The organism is Nocardiopsis moroccensis, assembly GCF_055763695.1.
The window spans coordinates 2,442,988-2,458,186 of sequence record NZ_CP199747.1; the positions used below are offsets into that span (position 1 = coordinate 2,442,988).

The 15,199-nt window shown below is 68.4% G+C and carries 12 protein-coding genes; 5 read left to right on the plus strand and 7 right to left on the minus strand.

All coding sequences use genetic code 11. The features are described 5' to 3' along the window. Positions 1-72 precede the first annotated feature (72 nt). Positions 73-1,746, minus strand: coding sequence for a glycoside hydrolase family 13 protein (locus tag ACUKCB_RS10890; RefSeq protein WP_473040397.1), 1,674 nt, complete (start codon positions 1,744-1,746; stop codon positions 73-75). 207 nt (positions 1,747-1,953) lie between these two features. On the opposite strand from ACUKCB_RS10890, the gene ACUKCB_RS10895 reads away from it, so the two are divergent. After that, positions 1,954-2,754, plus strand: a complete 801-nt coding sequence (locus ACUKCB_RS10895; RefSeq protein WP_473040398.1) for a cyclase family protein — start codon at positions 1,954-1,956, stop codon at positions 2,752-2,754. Positions 2,755-2,817: 63 nt separating this feature from the next. Here ACUKCB_RS10895 and ACUKCB_RS10900 read toward each other — a convergent pair whose 3' ends face one another. Next, on the minus strand, positions 2,818-4,047 hold the full coding sequence (locus tag ACUKCB_RS10900; RefSeq protein ID WP_473040399.1) for a PP2C family protein-serine/threonine phosphatase: 1,230 nt from the start codon (positions 4,045-4,047) through the stop codon (positions 2,818-2,820). A gap of 262 nt (positions 4,048-4,309) precedes the next feature. Between ACUKCB_RS10900 and ACUKCB_RS10905 the strand changes: the two genes are divergently transcribed. Continuing rightward, positions 4,310-5,275, plus strand: a complete 966-nt coding sequence (locus ACUKCB_RS10905) for an alpha/beta fold hydrolase (protein WP_473040400.1) — start codon at positions 4,310-4,312, stop codon at positions 5,273-5,275. A gap of 264 nt (positions 5,276-5,539) precedes the next feature. Here ACUKCB_RS10905 and ACUKCB_RS10910 read toward each other — a convergent pair whose 3' ends face one another. From ACUKCB_RS10910 to ACUKCB_RS10920, 3 genes are all read right to left on the minus strand, one after another. Next, the gene (locus tag ACUKCB_RS10910) at positions 5,540-6,766 is read right to left on the minus strand and encodes a PucR family transcriptional regulator (RefSeq protein ID WP_473040401.1); all 1,227 of its coding nucleotides are present in this window, start codon (positions 6,764-6,766) and stop codon (positions 5,540-5,542) included. Between the two features lie 171 nt (positions 6,767-6,937). Beyond that, the gene (locus ACUKCB_RS10915; protein ID WP_473040402.1) at positions 6,938-7,909 is read right to left on the minus strand and encodes an alpha/beta fold hydrolase; all 972 of its coding nucleotides are present in this window, start codon (positions 7,907-7,909) and stop codon (positions 6,938-6,940) included. After that, complete coding sequence (locus tag ACUKCB_RS10920; RefSeq protein ID WP_473040403.1) at positions 7,906-9,441, minus strand: flavin-containing monooxygenase; 1,536 nt, start codon at positions 9,439-9,441, stop codon at positions 7,906-7,908. Before ACUKCB_RS10920 ends, ACUKCB_RS10915 begins: the two co-directional genes overlap by 4 nt. Positions 9,442-9,968: 527 nt before the next feature. Between ACUKCB_RS10920 and ACUKCB_RS10925 the strand changes: the two genes are divergently transcribed. Next, positions 9,969-12,344, plus strand: coding sequence for an RHS repeat domain-containing protein (locus tag ACUKCB_RS10925; protein ID WP_473040404.1), 2,376 nt, complete (start codon positions 9,969-9,971; stop codon positions 12,342-12,344). Positions 12,345-12,443: 99 nt separating this feature from the next. Continuing rightward, the gene (locus ACUKCB_RS10930) at positions 12,444-12,890 is read left to right on the plus strand and encodes a hypothetical protein (protein WP_473040405.1); all 447 of its coding nucleotides are present in this window, start codon (positions 12,444-12,446) and stop codon (positions 12,888-12,890) included. Between the two features lie 473 nt (positions 12,891-13,363). Here the strand turns inward: ACUKCB_RS10930 and ACUKCB_RS10935 are convergent, their stop codons facing one another. Together ACUKCB_RS10935 and ACUKCB_RS10940 are read right to left on the minus strand one after the other, a co-directional pair. Further along, positions 13,364-13,552: a DUF397 domain-containing protein gene (locus ACUKCB_RS10935; protein WP_473040406.1), complete on the minus strand. Its 189-nt coding sequence runs from the start codon at positions 13,550-13,552 to the stop codon at positions 13,364-13,366. 30 nt (positions 13,553-13,582) lie between these two features. Then, on the minus strand, positions 13,583-14,443 hold the full coding sequence (locus ACUKCB_RS10940) for a helix-turn-helix domain-containing protein (RefSeq protein ID WP_473040407.1): 861 nt from the start codon (positions 14,441-14,443) through the stop codon (positions 13,583-13,585). A 226-nt stretch (positions 14,444-14,669) separates the two neighbouring features. On the opposite strand from ACUKCB_RS10940, the gene ACUKCB_RS10945 reads away from it, so the two are divergent. Beyond that, entirely contained in the window at positions 14,670-15,131 is a 462-nt protein-coding gene (locus ACUKCB_RS10945; RefSeq protein ID WP_473040408.1) for an ATP-binding protein, read from the plus strand. The last annotated feature ends 68 nt before the right edge of the window (positions 15,132-15,199 follow it).

The following is a 15,199-nucleotide window of genomic DNA, read 5'->3' on the forward strand; positions in this document are numbered from 1 at the left end:
GAAAAGCCCCAATTCCGCTCGCTCGGCTGCCAACACAGTACTCACGGCCCCGCTCCGCGAGGGGCGGCGCGGTCAGCGGGCCAGATGGATACGGGCCTCCCAGGGACGCAGCGGGGCCAGGGCGTGTTCGGGCGCGGGGTAGTTGCCGAGCAGCAGTTCGGGTTCGGGTCCAGCCACGTCCCCGGGCAGGTCCACCCGCGCCGTCCGGTCGCTCCAGTTGGCCAGCACCAGCAGCACCTGTCCGTTGAACCTGCGGGTGTAGGCGTAGACCCGGGGGTCGTCCTCCAGCAGCGGGGTGAAGCTGCCGTGCGAGACGACCGGGTGCTCCTTGCGCAGCTCGATCAGGCGCCGGTAGTGGTGGAAGACCGACCCCTGGTCGGCGATCGCGGCCTCGGCGTTGATCTCGGTGTGGTTGGGGTTCACCCCGATCCACGGCGTCCCGGTGGTGAACCCGGCGTTCTCACCGGCGTCCCACTGCATCGGGGTGCGCGCGTTGTCCCTGCTCATCCGGGCGATGCCGGCCATGGCGGCGTCGGCGTCGACCTTGCCGGTCTCCACCATGGCTCGGTGGTAGTTGAGGGTCTCCAGGTCCCGGTAGTCGGCGATGTCGTCCAGGTGGGCGTTGGTCATGCCCAGTTCCTCGCCCTGGTAGACGTACGGGGTGCCCTGCATCATGTGCAGCGTGGTGGCCAGCGCGGTCGCGGACTCCACCCGGTACCGGCCGTCGTCGCCGAACCGGGAGACCGCGCGCGGCTGGTCGTGGTTGTTCCAGTACAGGCTGTTCCAGCCACGGTCGTTCAGGCCCACCTGCCAGCGGTTGAGCGAGGCCTTCAACCGGACCAGGTCCAGCGGTCGGGGGTCGAACTTGCCGCCGGGGCCGTGGTCCAGGTCCACGTGCTCGAACTGGAACACCATGTTCAGTTCCCGGTTGACCGGGTTGGTGTGGATGCGCGCCTGCTCCACGCCCACCCCGGGCATCTCCCCCACGGTGAGCACGTCGCGCCCGGCGAAGGCCCGCTCGTGCATCTCGTGCAGGAACTCGTGCAGGCGCGGCCCGTTGACGGCGTGTTCGGTGAAGACACCGTGGTCGCCGACCACCGGCCCGTCCGGGAGCTCGGGGTTCTTGGACACGAAGTTGATGACGTCCAGCCGGAACCCGTCCGCGCCGCGGGCCAGCCACCACAGGGCCACCTCGTGCACGGCCGCGCGCACCCGCGGGTTCTCCCAGTTCAGGTCCGGCTGGGAGGGGCTGAACAGGTGCAGGTAGTACTCGCCGCGCTCCTCGTCGTAGGTCCAGGCGGGCCCGGAGAAGACCGAGCCCCAGTTGTTGGGCGGCCCCCCGTCCCGGCCCGGACGCCAGAAGTAGAAGTCGCGTTTGTCGTCGTCGCCCGCCCGGGAGGCGGTGAACCAGGGGTGCCGGTCACTGGTGTGGTTGACGACCAGGTCCATCACCAGGCGCATACCGCGCTCGTGCAGCCCGTCCCGGAGCCGGTCCCAGTCCTGCAGGGTCCCGAACCGGGGGTCGATGCCGGTGTAGTCGCTGATGTCGTAGCCGTTGTCGTGCCACGGCGAGGGGTAGACGGGTGACAGCCACACCACGTCCACACCGAGCAGTTTCAGGTAGTCCAGTTTCTCGATGACTCCGGGCAGGTCGCCGACGCCGTCGCCGTCGCTGTCGTTGAAGCTGCTCGGATAGACCTGGTAGACGACGCTGGACTTCCACCAGTCGGCGCTGGGTTCGGGCATGGGTTCCTTCTCCGCTCGTGGTCGGCTCACCATTCAATCGTTCCCGGGCCCGTGACGGCAGGGGAAACGCGTGGCGGATCCGCTTCGGTGCCCTCCTGCGCGCCGCGTGCGGCCCGGGAAGGGCCGCGTGCCGGAGCCGGGGTGGAAGTTGACGCACCCGGCCCGCCAGGCATAGGACCACAGGAGAGACCAGACGAAGGGGACCCCATGTGCTTGCACGGAACCGGTGAGACCGTCAGGGCCCGAGCCGAGGGCTCCGCGCCCGCCGGACCACCGGCCCCGCCCGCCGCACACCGCCCCTGGCCGAAGGGGTTCCACAGGGTGGCCGACCTGAGCCACACCCTCTCCCCCGGAATGCCGTCCTGGGACGAGGACAAGCCGGTCCGGGAGACGCTCGCACCGCCCGCCCCCGAGGGGGAGTTCGGGTTCTACGTGCAGCGGTGGAGCATGTCCGAGCACACCGGGACCCACCTGGACGCCCCCGGGCACGTGATCGGCGGTGGTCGGCTGGTGCCCGACATCGACCCGGGTGAACTCGTCGCCCCGGCCGCCGTGATCGACATCCGTGCCCGGGCCGCACAGGACCCCGACACCACGGTGACCGTGGACGACGTCCGCGCCTTCGAGCGCGCGCACGGCCGCATCCCGGCAGGGGCGGCGGTCCTGATGTGTTCGGGGTGGAGCGCCCGCTGGGCGGAGGGCGACGAGCGGGTCCGGGGCGCGGCCGAGGACGGTTCGTGGCACTTCCCCGGGTTCTCCCCCGAGGCCTGTGAGTTCCTGGTCTCCCGGCGCGGCATCGCCGGGACGGGCGTGGACACGCTGAGCACCGACCCCGGGAACTCCACCGAGTTCCCCGCCCACGAGGTGGTGGGGCGCGCCGACCGGTGGGGGCTGGAGGCCCTGACCGGGCTGGAGCAGCTGCCGCCGAGCGGAGCGGTGATCACGGTGGGGGTACTGCCCGGTCTGGACGCCTCCGGCGGCCCGAGCCGGGTGCTCGCCCTGTGGTGACCTTTCGGGGGACGGGACGGCCGGTCGGCCGGGTCGGGGCAGCCGGTCGGCTGATCCGGCCGGTCAGTCGGCCCGCGGGCGCGGGACACCGCGGTCGGGCGTCCACTCCAGCAGCATGATGGTGGCGTCGTCGGTGAAGCTGCCGCGCTGGTGGTCGTGGATGGCGTGGATCAGGCGCCGCAGGGTCTCGGGGGCGGGTTCGTCGGCGGAGGCGGCCCGGATGACGAAGTCGGTGAAGCGTTCCAGACCGAACATCTGCCCGTCGCTGTCGTGCGCCTCGGTGACGCCGTCGGTGTAGAGCAGGACCTGGTCGCCGGGTTCGAGGGCGAACTCGTGGACGGTGCGCGGGGAGACGTCGGTGAAGACCCCGTCCAGGCCGAGCGGGAGTTCGGGGGTGCGCTCCATCGCCCCCTCGACCAGTCGCCTGTCGCGGATCAGCAGGGGCGCGGGGTGGGCGCAGTTGACCCAGGAGAACACCCCGGTGGCCAGGTCCAGGGTGGCGAAGACCGCCGTGCAGAAGCGTTCCGGCAGCCAGGTGACCAGGGCGTGTTCCACGTTGTCGGTGAGTTCGGCCAGGTCGGCGCCGTTGCGGCGGGCGCTGCGCGCACCGGCCATGGCCACCGACGCGGTCAGCCCGGAGGCGAGGTCGTGCCCCATCGCGTCGAGGATGACGGCGTGCAGGGTGTCGCGGGTGATGGAGTGGTCGAAGGCGTCGCCGCCCAGTTCGTAGGCGGGTTCGAGGACCGCGGTGGAGACCCCGCGCCTGGCCCCCAGGGTTCGGGGCGGGAGGAAGGCGCGCAGCATCTCGGTGCGGAGCTGCACGTCGCGGGTTCGGGTGCGACGGACGTAGGTGTCGCTGTAGGCGCGTTTGGACGTGACGACCAGGGCCAGCAGCGAGGCGAGTGTGTGGCAGCGGCGGAGTATGGGTTCGTCGATCCGGGGCGTGCGGATGTGCAGGACCCCCACCCGGTCGGCGCCGTCCTTGAGCGGCAGCCAGAGGCTGAGCTCGTCGGCGCCGCCCTCGGCCAGCCGCAGGGTGTCGGAGCGGTAGGCCTCCCCCGCGACGCTGGAGTCGACGTCGAGGATGGGCCCGCCGGTGAGCGGGACGAGCAGGCGCTGTTGCAGGTCGACCAGGTGCACGGTGATCTTGGTGAGGCCGATCGCCATGCCGTAGCGGCCGGCGGCCTCCAGGACCTCGATGGGCCCACTCTCGTGCACGGACCTGACGAGCTCCTGGAACAGCAGCTCACTCCTGCTGAGCGGTGTCACTTCCGCCACTCCCGGCTCCTGCATGTCCCACCCCCGAAGGTCTCAGTGTCACACCGGCGAAAGCTCCGGCCCAGCCTTCGGCCCGCGTGTCCCTTAGCAGGTCAAACCGGATGTATCGGCCCTGGCCGGGTGGACCCTCCACTGCGGGCGCCGCCCTCTCGGGCCCACGGGCCCTGTTCGCGCCGTGCCCGCTCCCCTACGCTGGCTCCGCCGGTCCAACCCACCTGGGCCGTCCCCTCGGCCCGGCCCCTGCGGGGCGCCCGGCGGGGCGGCGAGAGGAGTCGAGTTGAACGTCAAGCACCACCACGTCGAGGTGAACGGCCTCCGTCTGCACGTCGCCGAACAGGGCGAGGGCCCGCTGGTCCTGCTGCTGCACGGCTTCCCCGAGAGCTGGTACTCCTGGCGGCACCAGTTCGCCGCCCTGGCCGACGCCGGGTACCGGGTGGTCGCCCCCGACCAGCGCGGTTACGCCCGCAGCGACCGGGCGGCCGGCGTCGAGGAGTACACCCTGCCGCACCTGGTCGGGGACGTCACCGCGCTGATCGGCGCGCTGGGCGCCGAGGACGCGGTGCTGGTCGGGCACGACTGGGGCGCCCCGGTCGCCTGGACCACGGCGCTGCTCCGCCCGGACCTGGTGCGCGCCGTGGCGGGGTTGAGCGTGCCGCCGCTTCCGCCCACCGGGATGCCCTCGATCGGGTCGTCCCGGCGCACCTACGGGAAGGGGTACTACCAGGTCTACTTCCAGGAGCCCGGCAGGGCCGACGCCGAACTGGCGGCGGACCCGGCCGCGACCGTGCGCCGCCTGCTGGTCGGTGCCTCCGGCGACAACCCGGACGAGGACGCACCCCGCCCCTGGATCGTCGACGAGGGCGAGGCGCTGCTGGACGGCATGCCCGAACCGGCGGAGCTACCGGACTGGCTGACCGCCGAGGACGTCGCCGTGTTCGCCGAGGACTACTCGGCGCCGGACGCGTTCACCGGCCCGCTCAACTGGTACCGCAACATCGACCGCAACCAGGGCCTGATGTCGGCCTTCCACGGCCTGCGCATCGAGGTCCCGGCCCTGTACGTGGCAGGCGACAGGGACATGGTCACCATCCTGGAGGGCGTGCCGGAGCTGCGCGAGATGCTGCCGCTGATCGCTCCGAAGCTGCACGCCGACGTCACCTTGCCCGGCTGCGGCCACTGGACCCAGCAGGAGCGCCCCAAGGAGGTCAACGCCGCCCTGCTGGACTTCCTCGCCACCCTGTGAAGGCTCCCGTCCCTCTCCCCAGCGGGGTCTTCTTGGTGTTCTTGCTACCGGAAGCGACGTAGGCGCCCTGGGATCAAGTGGTTGTCGCACCGACCCGGGCACTGTGCTTTTCAGGGGTGCGCCGATCACCGTGATCCTGTGCGCGGGTGTCAAGGGCCCCTGTGCACCGAAGCTGCGCTTCCCGCCGCGCTGGGATCTCAGCCGCGATCCGCACCCGTGTTCCGCCAAGCCTGTTTCGACCAGGCCCCGCACAGCCCCGGGCCATCACTCCTTCGGTCCGCTCCAGGACAGCAGGTGCAGGGCCGCGCCGACGCTGACCGGGTCGTGGGCGAGCGGGCGCGGCAGCAGCTCGTCGCAGCGGGCGAGCCGCCGGACCACCGTGTTGCGGTGGGTGTACAGGCGCTCGGCCACCCGGGCGGCGTTGCACTGCTGGTCGAGGTAGGTACGCAGGGTCAGGTGCAGGACGGGGTCGGCGCGTGCCAGCTCGCCGAGGGTGTCCGCGACGAACTCGTCCGCCCGGCCCACGTCCTGGCTGAGCAGCGCCACCAGCTGGGCGTCCGTGTAACCGCCCGCACGACGAGAGGTACTCAGGCGGGCCATCATGCGTTGGACGGCCGCGGCCTCCAGGTGGCTCTGCCGGAAACCGTCCAGGTCCGCCCGCGGGCGGCCGAGGGCGACCCGGACCGCGGGAACGGCGGCGAGCCCCGACTCCAGGTCCTCGGTGCGCGGCGCGGTGGAGACCGGGAGCCACAGCCACATCGACGAACCGGTGGCCGGCACGGTGAGGCGCCGCGGTGTTCCGGCGGCGGCCAGGACCAGCTCGGCGGCCTGTTCGAGCTGGTCGCCGGTGACGTCGTTTCCCCAGATGATGGCGGCCAGGTGGCTGCCGGTCAGGTGGTAGCCCAGGCGTGATTCGGCGCTGGAACGGGAGACCGGTGCGCCTTCGAGGATCAGGGACACGGTGGTCAGCCGTTCGGAGTGGGTGCCCTGGCCGAGTTCCCGCCGCTCCTGGCGCATGACCTCGCTGACAGCGTCGATGGTGTCGTCGATGAAGGTGTAGATCGACCGCGAGGTGAGGGCGAGCACCTCGTGCAGGACCTCGGCGTCGCAGGTGAGGCCGAAGCAGATCTCCATCCAGCGGCGCCAGGCGACGTTCTGGCCCAGCCGCCAGATGTCGAGGGCCTTCTCGTCCAGGTCACGGCGGACCATGTCCCGGACGGACTCCAGCAGCTCGGGGCTCAGGTTGGCGCTGACCCGGGCCCCCGGGCACTGGATGTTGGCGGCGGCCCAGTGCAGGAGGTTGGAGAGGTTGGCCCGGCGGGCGCCGTCCTCCAGCACCGGGTCCACGTGCGCGGGGGACGTGCCGCTGGCGTGCCGGACCGCGTCGAACAGCTCGTCGAGCCATTCCTCCTGAGGGTCCAGCGCCTGTTCGGCACCCTTGCGGATGACCTCGCGCGCCCGTGGGGAAGGCGGATCCCAGTCGTCTTTCACCGGTGGATTTTATACCTCCCAAGCAGCTCGGATGAGGCGTTTTGGCCATGATGATCCGCCCATGCCGTTCAGCCCTTGCTACGGCGCGAGCGCACCGCGGCGGTGAAGAGGCGCTGATGACCGGTGGGCAGGATACGGACGAGGGCATCGAGGGCGCGGGCGTCGGCGAGCTCAGCCCTCGCGGTCCTCGCCCCTGGCGCGCTCTGTGCGGGCGAGGCCGGTGGTGAGGTCGACCAGATGGTCGAGGACCCCGGGGGCCAGATGGTGGCGCATACCCGGGATGAGGACGTGCCGGGCCCCGGGAATCGCCCGGGCCGTGGCGCGGCCTCCGCTGGGGTGGACCATGGGGTCGGCGTCCCCGTGGACGACCAGCGTGGGCGAGGTGATCCGGCGCACCTGCGCGGTGCGGTCGCCGGACGCCTGGATGGCGCCGATCTGACGGGCCACCTCCGCGCCGCTGCGGGGACCGCCGCGGCGGTCCCAGACGGCGCGCGCCCAGGTCCGCTCCAGCTGCTCGTCGGGCGGGTAGACCGCGGACCCGATGTGCGCGAGCAGGGACAGGTGCCGTTCCACCGACTCCGCGGCGGTGCGGGCCGCGGGCCTGGCCATCCGGATCAGGGTCGAGGTCGAGGGCTGGCCCACCCTGCGGTTGCCCGTGGTGGAGAAGATGGAGGTCAGGGTGGCCGCACGGTCGGGGTGCCGGGCCGCGAGGGTCTGCGCGATCATGCCGCCCATGGACATGCCGACCAGGTGGACGCGGTCGACGCCGAGGTGGTCGAGGAGGCCGCGGGTGTCGGCGGCCATGTCGGTGAGGTCGTAGGCGTCCCTCCGGGGCCGGGCCAGCAGCTGGCGCAGCCGCCCCGGCGGCGGTGCGGCCATCCGGGTGGAGCGGCCCGCGTCGCGGTTGTCGAACCGGATCACCCGGAACCCGCGGTCCACGAAACCCTGAACCATGCGCTGGGGCCAGGAGGTCAGGTCCAGGGCCAGGCCCGCGACGAGCAGGAGCGGGGTTCCGTCGGCGGGGCCGTCGACGCGGTAACAGATCCGGATCCCGCCGGGCAGGTCCGCGAACCGGTCACCGGACGCCTCCGCGGGCGCGAGCGCCGGGTCAGCGGCTTCGTTCTCGGTGTGCTCGGCGCTCATCGGGTGGCCGCCGTCCCGGTGCGCGCGGAGCCGGTGCGCGCGGCCCCGGCCCGGCTGAAGTGCAGTTCCGGGTCCAGGACGCTGTCGGCGCGCAGCAGCTTGACGTCCGATCGGTAGTCCATCGAGGTCAGCCACGGCATCCGGTCTCCTTGCCGGGGCAGCTGGTCGATCGCCCGCTTGACGTAGCCCGCGTCGAAGTCGAGGAGGGGCCGGGTCGGCATCGCCGGGTCGGAGACCTCGGGTCGGGCCACGTCGTGGCCGTGGGCGTCCATGTGCGCCAGCAGGCGGCAGAAGTGCTCGCACAGCAGGCCGACCTTCAGCGTCCAGGAGCTGTTGGTGTAGCCGATCGAGAAGGCCAGGTTGGGCACCCCGGAGAGCATCATGCCCTTGTAGGCGACGGTGTCGGGCAGGCGGACCTGCTCGCCGTCCACGGTGATCCCGATCCCGCCGAACGCCTGCACGTTCAGGCCGGTGGCGGTGACGATGACGTCGGCTTCCAGCTCGCGGCCGGATTCGAGGAGCACCCCGTTCTCGGTGAACGTGCTGATCCGGTCGGTGACGACCGAGGCCCTCCCCTCCCGGATGGCCTTGAACAGGTCCCCGTCGGGCACCGCGCACAGGCGCTGGTCCCAGGGGTCGTAGGGCGGGTTGAAGTGCTCGTCGACCGGATAGCCCTCGGGCAGCTGCCTGGTGTTGGCCCAGCGGATGAACCGGCGCGCGGCCTTGGGGTAGCGCTGGCACAGAGACCAGACGAGGCGCTGCTGGGCGATGTTCTTGCGCCGGGTCAGCGCGTAGGCGCGCTCCGGCCCGAAGAGCCCGCGCAGGGCGTTGGCGACGGCGTCCTTCTTGGGCACCGCCATGATGTAGGAGGGGGTGCGCTGCAGCATCGTCACGTGCGCGGTGGTCTCGGCCATCGCGGGCAGCAGGGTGACGGCGGTGGCGCCGCTGCCGATGACCACCACGCGCTTGCCCGCGTAGTCGAGGTCCTCGGGCCAGTGCTGCGGGTGCACGATCGTGCCGCGGAAGCGTTCCCGGCCCTCGAAGTTCGGGGTGAACCCCTGGTCGTAGCGGTAGTAGCCGCCGGCCGCGAACAGCCACGAGCAGGTCAGCGTCGCCTGCTCGCCGCTGTCGGTGCGCTCGGTCAGGACGGTCCACCGCGCCTGCTCACTCGACCAGGACACCGAGACCACCTTGTGGTGGTAGCGGATGTGGCGGTCCAGGCCGTTCTCGGCCACGGTCTCGCGCAGGTAGTCCAGGATCCGCGGCGCCGATGCGATGGACTCCTCGTCCCGCCACGGCTTGAACTCGTACCCGAAGGTGTGCAGGTCCGAGTCGGACCGGACACCCGGATAGCGGAACAGGTCCCAGGTGCCGCCGGAGGCCGCCCGCGCCTCCAGGATCGCGAAGGACTTCGAGGGGAGTTCGGCCTTGAGGTAGCGACCGGCTCCGATCCCGGAGATCCCGGCGCCGACGATCAGGACGTCGAGGTGCTCGGCTGCGGCTGGACCCGGGGAGGGCGGGGCAGAGGACATGGCGACTCCAGGCGACGGCGTGCGGACTCCACCATCGTGAAGCATGGGAGCTCAAGCGGCCAGTGGCGATCTGCACCATCTCGAACTCCACATGGTGCGAGGTGCACTACCGGATCGCCACCGCAGCCGTCCCGGTCATCGAACGGTGCCGGGCATCGGCGGGGCGAGGACTCGATCAGACTCCGCGACGGCGTCCGGATCGCCGGAACACGACGGCCGTGGCGGCCCCGCCCCGGCAGGGGGTCGGAGCGTCACGGGGCCGTAGGAGTTGAGGACCTCGACGATCTGGGCCTCCTCGTAGTCGAGGTGGGCCCCGACCTCAGCGGCGAGCCGTTCCGGCCGGAGGCCAGTTCCTGGATCCGGTCCAGGGTTCGGCTGATCACGGAGTGCTCCCGCGTCAGCCGCTCCAGCACGGGCGCGAGTCCGGGGTGGCTGGCGGCCAGCCCCGGGAACACCTGCGCGTCCTCCGCTACGACCTGCGTGGTCGAAAGGTCAGCGAGAGCGACCCCGACACCGGGGTGAGCGAGATGGTCTACGACGACCTGGACCGCCTGGTGGAGACCACTGACGCACGCGGCCAGACCCTGCAGACCGTCTACGACGAGCTGGGACGTCAGGTCGAGCTGCGTGATGGCGACGGAGACCTGCGGGCCGAATGGACCTTTGACAGCGTGGCCATCGGCCAACCCGCCGCCTCCACCCGTTACCAGGACGGACAGGCCTACACCACCCGAGTCCTGGGCTACGACCCGGTCAACCGGCCCCGCGCCCACCAGATCTCCATCCCCTCCAGCGAGGGAGAGCTCGCGGGCAACTACCTGTTCCGGACCCTCTACTACCCCGACGGCAGCGTGCAAGCCACGGACATGCCCGCAGCCGGAGGGCTACGCGCCGAACCGGTCAAGTACGGCTATGACGACCTGGGCAACCCCACCACGCTCTCGGGGTCGGACCACATCGTCACCGAGACCGTCTACTCCAAGATCGGCAACCTCGTCCAACGCGAGTTCCACCTCGGGTCCCTGGGCGCCAACCGCACCTGGCAGAGCTTCGACTTCGACGAGAAGACCAACCGGCTCGACATGGCCAGCGTCGTCCCGCAGTTGGGCGAGGGTTCGCTCTCGACCCAGACCTACGACTACGACGACCGGGGTAACCTGCTGTCCATCAACGATGAGCCCACCGACACCGAGCGCGCGTCCGACGTGCAGTGCTTCGACTACGACCACCTGCGCCGCCTGAACCAGGTCTGGACCCCCGATGCGACGGGGGAGGAGGCCTGTGCGGCCCAGCCGCAGGTGAGCGAGCTGGGCGGGGCGGCCCCGTACTGGCACGAGTTCACCTATGACGAGGTCGGCAACCGGGTTCAGGAGGTCCAGCACGGTCCCGGTGGGGGTATCACCCGCGACTACACCAGCCCAGAGGATGGTGAGGGGCCGGCGCACGCCGTCACCCAGGTCGCGGAGTCCGGCAGCTCGGGTAACAGCACCCATTCCTACGACTACGACCAGGCCGGGAACATGATCTCTCGGGCTGATGGTGAGCATGACCAGACCCTGGAATGGGGCCCTGAGGGTGAGCTGACCAAGGTCACGGGCGATCTGTCCACGACCGAGTACGTCTACGACGCCGATGGCGAACGTCTCTTGCGCCGCGCCAACGGTGCGACCACCCTGTACCTGCCCGGGATGGAGGTGACCTGGGACGAACCCGCGGGAACCGAGGAAGCGACCCGGTACTTCTCCCATGCGGGGGAGACGGTGGCGGTGCGGGAGAACGATGGTTCCCTGCACTGGACGATGCCGGATCACCATGGCACCGGTCAGATGAGTGTCGCCGCGGTGGGAGATGAGGTCACCCAACGGCGGATGACGGTGTTCGGCCAGGAGCGTGGCACCACGGGGACGTGGCCGGGCGAGCGCGGGTTCGTGGACGGCATGATCGATGCCTCCACTGGGCTGACCCAACTCGGAGCCCGAGCCTATGATGCTGATCTGGGCCGGTTTATCTCGGTGGATCCGTTGATGAACCTGGTCGACGCGCAATCGATGAACGGGTATGTGTATTCGAACAATAGCCCGACCGTTTTCACTGACCCTTCAGGGTTGAGTTGGCATCCTGCTCGCGGGTACGCGCCTATGCCTGGCGATAGTTCGGAGTCTTCGAAGCATCCGGCTCGTGGGTATGCACCTATCAGCGTTTCCAGTAGCGTGTCCACACCGAATCGTTCTTGGCATCCGGCTCGTGGGTATGAACCGATGCCGAATTACGGATCGCCTCCTTCATGGCATCCTGCGCGCGGATATGCGCCACCGTCTTCGAATGTCCAGAGGATGTTTGAGGAAATAACTGCACCTCCGAAGCCTGTGAAGACTCCAGAGGAAAAATCGCTTGAAGAAGCTAATTGGTTCGAGAAGCGCTATTTGAGCCACGATGGCGGCGCAAATTGGGGTAATATTCTTGGTGACGCTGGGCTGGCGTTGGGGGTTGCTGGAATGGTTGCTTGCCCAGTATGTGGAATGGCTGGTGCGGCTCTCTCTGTGGGTTCGGGCGTGTGGAATTTCACTCAGGGAAATACGGGTGCCGGAATTTGGGGAGTTCTAGGTGGGGTTCCAATCGTTGGTGCAGTAGGAGTTCGTACAGCGGCGTTTGCTAGGGGAGCGTCGGCGAAGAGCAAATGGTGGAAAAGCATTACCACGAACAATGGAGTTGTCAGGAAGAGGGCAAAGGCTCATAAATGGGCAAATGCAAAGCTTGAGGCTGCCGAGGATTCAATTGCTGGCATGTCCAGTGATGTTAATAGTTTGCTTGGTCATGTCGGTACGAATATTACTGTGGGCGGAGTGGCCTACAATGAAGGAGCATTTGATCGCCCAGGGAAGGCTCTAGTTAAGGTGAGTTAGGTGGGATTGATCTGCTGAAAATTTGTGATCTTATGTGCTTAGGGGTTCTTAGTGGGGCGCTCGTTTATTTGGTGGGTGGGAGTGGTTCGGATAGTTCCCATGGTCGTTGGGTTTTTCCATTCCGGGCTGCGTGATTTCTTTTCCGATGTTCAAGATTTAAGGATGGAGGGTAGGTCGGGTGAGCTGGACTTAGAGGAGGTTCGAAATCTCTGTGTCGTTGACGGAATTTTTTCAGTGGGTTACTCGATATTCGTCCTAATCCCTGGAATGGTATTCCATTATCTGATATTTGAATTTCTAGAATTCTCTGGGGGTGAGGCTTACAAGACTGCATTGTTGCTTGTCTGTGCCACGCTCTTGGCCACGACCTTGGTGGAGCTGATTGATTTTGCAAAAATTTCTTGTGTGAATTTTTTCCACGAGGGATCGCGTCCGGTCAAACTGACTGGTCCCACTGTTTATATTCTGCTTTATCTAATTTCATTTATTTTTATCTCTTTGGTCTTTATTTCTTGGGTCTCACATGAAGGTGCTGCTGGTATTTGATGGCGAATGGGTGCACTATAGCCCTCGGGGGTTCGTGGACTTCTAAGGGTGGCGAGGGTGGGATGTCGATTACCCGTCAGTTCACAGGGACGCCCTGGGGACGGGGTCGCGCAACTCTCCTGGCCGGGCTCCGAGCTTGAAGGCGTCCCACTCTGCCTTGGGATAGACGAGGGTGGGGGAGTTCGGGGTGGCGGTGAGGGTGAAGCCTCCGGCAGGCAGGGACTCGGGGCGTAGGCGTCCGTGGGTGGTGCGGCCGATGGAGACCTGGTCGAGGAAGTGGTCTCAGGCGGCGTGGGGGCGGTGAGGGTGGGGCCTTCGGGGTTTTGGTGTCCTCGATCTCGGTCGCACTTTCGCGGGCGGATCTGACCTGTGCGTAGCCCTGTGCGCTGGTGCTCGCGCTGGCCTTGACCCAACGCACGCGCCGTTTCCGGAGGAAGGGGTACCCCGGATATGGGGCGGGGTACCCGTTCGCGTCAGCGCTGAAGAGTGGTCAGGAGATTGGCCCACTCGGTGCTCTGGAAGGCGAGGTGTCCGTGCTCGCGGTGTTGAGTGTCGCGGACCAGGACGTTTTGGCCTTCCGCCACCTCAACGCAGTCGCCGCCGTTGGTGCTGTAGCTGCTCTTGTGCCATGAGGTGTGAGCGGGGGTGCGTGGCGCGGACATCTCCGGGCCTCCTCATCGTTCGAGGGGGGCTTACTGGTCGTCTGGCAGGAGCCCGCGCATGAAGGAGAGGGTTTCGTCGGCCTTGAGGGCCTTGCCCAACAGGCTCCCGAACATCAGCGTATACCTGCGTACCTCTTCCGGGTCCTCCGGAACCAGACCGCTACCAGCTTGTTCCAGGTAGACCAGATCCGGGTCGGCTTGCTCGGGGAACTCGAGAAGGTTGAACTGTCCGTCCAGTCCGGGATGGGCACCATGGGAGAACGGCACCACGCGGATGGTTACGTTGGGGCGCTGGGCCAGGTCGATGAGGTGCTGGACCTGTCCACGCATCGTTTCGGGCCCGCCGACCTGGCGGCACAGGACTGCCTCGTCCAGGATCGCGACGACCTGAAGCGGGGCGTCCTCGCGGGTGAGGAGTTCCTGGCGTGACAGGCGGACCAGGACCTTTTCGTCCACCATGTCTGGAGCCGAGGTGATGGCGGTCTGTTCGATGACGGCGCGGGCGTAGGCCTCGGTCTGCAGGATGCCGGGTACCACAGCGGTCTGGAAGGTGCGCACCACCGAGGCGGCGGCCTCCAAGCCGATGTAGCTGTCGAAACCGGGCTTCAGAGTCTGACGGTGCCGGTGCCACCAGCCGCGTTTGCGCGCGTGCTTGGCCATCTCGATGAGTTCTTCGCGTTCTGCCCCGTGCACGCCGTAGACGTCGAGGAGGATGGCCACATCTCCGGGCTTGGGGCGGGTCATGCCGGTCTCGTAGCGCCACAGCGTGCTGTCGGTGCTTCCGATTCGTTCGGCGACCTCGGCTCTGGAGAGGCCTGAGTTGTCGCGTAGCCGGTTCAGTTCGGCCATGAGGCGTCGCTGGCGGGCGGTGGGGCTGAGACGTACGGCCATGCTGTCTGACCTCCCTTGATCTTCGTGAACCGTATCACTCAGCATGATTCGACAATCAATCTACGTAAACAGCATGACTTCTTTCTGCAGTATTGCAGTTTTAGTTTTGGCGGTCCATGCTTGGGGCGGAGGGCAGCAGAACAAGCTGTTGTCGTGTGGTTGGTGTGTTGAGGAGGGCGTTGTGAGTGGTGGTCGGATACCTGGGCCTCGGCGGCCTGGTGGTGGGGTGGGGTGGTCGTCCGCGGCGTGGTGCTACCTGGGTGGGACCTGCGCCGATGTGGCGCGGGCCCGTGCGTGGTTCGTGCGGGATCGGCGGCTCCAGGGCGGGCGCGGGTCCTGGGTGGAGCTGGTCGGCAGCGAGCTCGCGACGAACGCCGTGCGGCACACGGCGAGCAGTGAGAAGTGCGGGCGGATGGGGCTCTCGTTGGAGTTCCTGGGGGAGCGGACCGTGCTGTTGGGGGTGCTGGACCAGGGGCCCAGGTTCGGCGGGCCGGTGTTGGTGCCGCAGGTGGTGGACCGTCAGCCCGGGGAGCTGAACCCGGGCGGGCGTGGGCTGTGGCTGGTGGACCGGATCGCGGACTTCTGGTGGTGGGAGGGACAACGCGGCCAGCCGTTGTTCCTGCGGGCGATCATCCGTCTGGACCGGGAGCCGGACCTGGGCGAGATCGGCCTGGACCTGGCCAGCTGAGGGCACGGAGACGGTTCGCGGACTGGGCGGGAGCGACGGGAAGCGCAGCCCCGGGGCGCGCAAATGCG